Consider the following 3,234-nt stretch of genomic DNA (forward strand, 5'->3'; position numbering starts at 1 on the left):
TGCCCGGCCACCCGAGCCAGCTGCCGCTGCGGCGTGAGACAGCTCCCGAGAGCCCCTCAAGACAGCTTGACAGCGTCATTGGGAATCCTCCTGTGAGTTGGGGTGTGAGTTCGAGCTCCGGGAGCTCGGCGGCCGATCAGCTGCAGGACCGTGATCAAGACGGCCGGCCCCACGAGCAGCAGGCACTGCGGATTGCCGAAGCTGATGGTCCAGCCGATGCCGAACCGCCGGGCGACGAAGAGGTCCGGGCCGACGGCCGACCCGCTCCACCTCACCAGCGGTCCCCCGCCATCCCGGAAGCCTCCCAGACCGGGCAACCCGCAAACCATCATTCTGCGCGACGAGAGCACGGTCGGGTCGCACAACAACTCCCCCTGACGCTGACATCGCGATGACGGCCGACAACTGACAGTCACGCACAGGCCATCACCGTCGACGGCCCGCGATGACACCGGAGCATCAGCCGCCTCCGAGCGATCCTTGATCCCCGGACCAGGCCTCAAGAAGACCCACCGTTCGAGATCTGACCTGCTGACCCGGCGACGTGGCTCACCGGCCGGTGGCGTCAGACGCGTTCCTGCTCGCTCGTCTCCTCGATGGCTGCGGCCCGGGCGCGACGGCGGCCCAGCAAGGTGCATCCCACCAGCACCAGGCCGATGGCGACGACCTTGGCGGCCTGGTAGTAGCCGGACGCCAGTTCCTCTGGGGTGCCGGGCAGCCTGAAAGAGACCCACGCTGCCGCGACTCCCCCGAAGACGATCAGTGCGACGGCCCCCCACGTTCCGAGCTCCGCCCACCAGGGCCCCGGGACGAAACCCCGCTCGTCGGTCTGCTCAACGTCCTTGTCGGCCATGGTCTGTTCTCCTGGGCGTGTGGTAGCGGTCGTGAGGGAGGACGCAGGCCCGGCACGGAAGGTTCACCGGGCCGGACGTTCCCCGCTGTAGCGACATCCTGCCAGCCGGCGAAATCCCCCCCTCGCCCAACCCCATTGAGCGGGTGACGAACGACTCCCGCCGGAAGCGTTGGCACACGACCACTGCACCACGTCAAGGGAGACGACCTGGCTCAGCGTCACCAACCGCTGGGCAGGCCCGGAGTGCGGTGCCGGGATTGCTCCCGGTCCGTTTCTCCGGACCGCTCGCCGGACTCGCCGTACGCCTCTCAACACAACGGACTCTCCACGGTCTCTGCCGTCGGACGGGGTTCGCAGGCTGCCATGGCTCGGGGATCGTGCTGGCCCGGTATCGGTAACGGCTGACCGTGACCGATACGATCCGGTATGGCTCGACCCCGTCTGCCGAGATCGGTCGCCACTGCCCCGTGGGGGTGGTGAACCGGCGGCGGACATCGTCCCGACTCCAGCGGTGGCGTTCCCGCAGCATGCGGATCAGGCGCCACCACACGAAGGCGTCCCAGCGGTCGAAGACATGCTTGGCGACCGCGTGCTTGAAGCGGCTGGCCCAACCGCGCATGATCTGAGCTTGACGTCTACGGTCGGCGGGTTTGGTGTTCCTTGATCGACCCGGCCCGTTTGACCGTCTTGCCGACGTCGTGGCGCTTGGCCCGGTGCCTGTTCTTCGAGCCGGGAGAACGTCCCGGACCCGGCCGGGACTGTTCCGGCGCGGCCGCCGGGCAGGCCACAGTCTGATCGAGACTGTGAGGGCTCCGATCTCCATGAAGCCCGGAACCTGTCAAAGTGATCAAGGCAGGTAGTCGTGTCCACTGCGGTCCGCCTCCGCCGGCTCGGCCAGGATCCGGTCCGCTTCCCCGCGCAGCACCTCCACCCGCTGCCGCGCGGCCAACTCCCGCCCTTCCAGCAACCCTGCCACCGACGCCACCCGGCACCCGGCACCCGGCACCCGGCACCCGGCACCAATGAGGCAACCCGATCGACCAACCCCGCCGCGCGACCGCCGACTCTGCGCTTGACCAGCAACAACACGTCCATCACGTCCGAATGGGACAACGACTTCTCACTCGGACCGGAATGGGCTTTCCCAGCCTGTGGTTGTAGGTCTGCAAAGGTGATTCCAACTGGCTTGCAAGGAGTTCTCATGGCTCCGTCGCTGAATGGCTCGACCGCCCTGGTCACCGGCGCGACCAGTGGCATCGGCCGGGCGATCGCGCAGGTTCTGGCCGAGCGGGGCGCGCACGTGGTCGTCTCCGGCCGCGATGCCGCCCGTGGGGAGCAGACCGTACGGGAGATTCGTGCGGCAGGCGGGAAGGCCGACTTCGTCCAGGCCGACCTGGGCAGTGCAGCCGCCGCCCGCCGACTGGCCCACGAGGCGAGGCAACTGACCGGGGGCATCGACATCCTGGTCAACAACGCGGGCGTCTATCCGTTCGCCGGCACCGCCGACACCACCGAGGAGGTCTTCGACCAGGTCTTCGACGTGAACGTCAAGGCACCCTTCTTCCTGGCCGCCGAGCTGGTCCCCGCCATGGTCGACAAGGGCGGCGGCGCGATCGTCAACGTGAGCTCCGTCGCCGCCGACAAGGCCGTGCTCGGGGCCACCGCCTACGGTTCGAGCAAGTCCGCAGTCAACCAGCTCACCCGGATCTGGGCGGCCGAGTACGGCCCGTCCGGCGTACGGGTCAACGCCGTCCTCCCGGGCGTGACCGAGACCGAAGGCGTGCAGGCCGCGCTCGGCGACGATCGCAGCGAGTTCCTCGCCATGACCCCCGCCGGCCGGGTCGGCCTGCCCGGCGAGGTCGCCGAGGCCGTGGCCTTCCTCGTGTCCGACGCGGCCTCCTACGTCAACGGCGCCCTGCTCACCGTAGACGGCGGAGCATCCGTCACCTGACCCCGTCCGCTGCTCCCCGCCCGCCTGCGGAGGGCCGGGCGGGACGCGTGCGCTCAGGCGGCGTGAAGGCTCAGCGGACCCGGTCCGTCGCGTCCTGCCCGGTGAAGGTCGGGCAGGCCGGCGGACGAGCGCTTGTCCCAGCGAAACCTGACTGACCCTCACCCCGTGACCCGCGCCGCCGCGTCCGTCGGACTGCCGCTCGGCCACGACCACCGGGCCGCCGCCGCGACCTTGCGGGCGGCCGGGACCGGTCACCGGGGCGGCGCCGAGGAGGTGGCCACGGTCCGACGGCTCACCGAGGGCAATCCGCTTACATCAAACGCCCTCTGGATGCGGCGGTGGGGGCGGGCCCCCGCGGCGGGGGGCCCCCCCCGCCCGGGCCCCGCACCCCCCCGCGGGCCCCGCGGGGCGGGGGGGGGGGGGGGGGTTG

4 protein-coding genes are annotated in these 3,234 nt (G+C 70.4%); 1 reads left to right on the forward strand and 3 read right to left on the reverse strand.

Translation table 11 applies throughout. The annotated features are described in order from the left end of the window. Positions 1–565 precede the first annotated feature (565 nt). From ACFC1R_RS38145 to ACFC1R_RS38155, 3 genes are all read right to left on the reverse strand, one after another. Positions 566–853: a hypothetical protein gene (locus tag ACFC1R_RS38145; RefSeq protein ID WP_375946321.1), complete on the reverse strand. Its 288-nt coding sequence runs from the start codon at positions 851–853 to the stop codon at positions 566–568. A 193-nt stretch (positions 854–1,046) separates the two neighbouring features. Further along, complete coding sequence (locus ACFC1R_RS38150; protein WP_375946322.1) at positions 1,047–1,676, reverse strand: group II intron maturase-specific domain-containing protein; 630 nt, start codon at positions 1,674–1,676, stop codon at positions 1,047–1,049. A gap of 24 nt (positions 1,677–1,700) precedes the next feature. Further along, positions 1,701–1,829: a hypothetical protein gene (locus ACFC1R_RS38155; RefSeq protein WP_375946323.1), complete on the reverse strand. Its 129-nt coding sequence runs from the start codon at positions 1,827–1,829 to the stop codon at positions 1,701–1,703. Positions 1,830–2,054: 225 nt separating this feature from the next. On the opposite strand from ACFC1R_RS38155, the gene ACFC1R_RS38160 reads away from it, so the two are divergent. After that, positions 2,055–2,804: an SDR family NAD(P)-dependent oxidoreductase gene (locus ACFC1R_RS38160; protein WP_375946324.1), complete on the forward strand. Its 750-nt coding sequence runs from the start codon at positions 2,055–2,057 to the stop codon at positions 2,802–2,804. Positions 2,805–3,234 lie beyond the last annotated feature (430 nt).

This window comes from Kitasatospora sp. NPDC056138, from assembly GCF_042264695.1.
Classification (GTDB): domain Bacteria; phylum Actinomycetota; class Actinomycetes; order Streptomycetales; family Streptomycetaceae; genus Kitasatospora.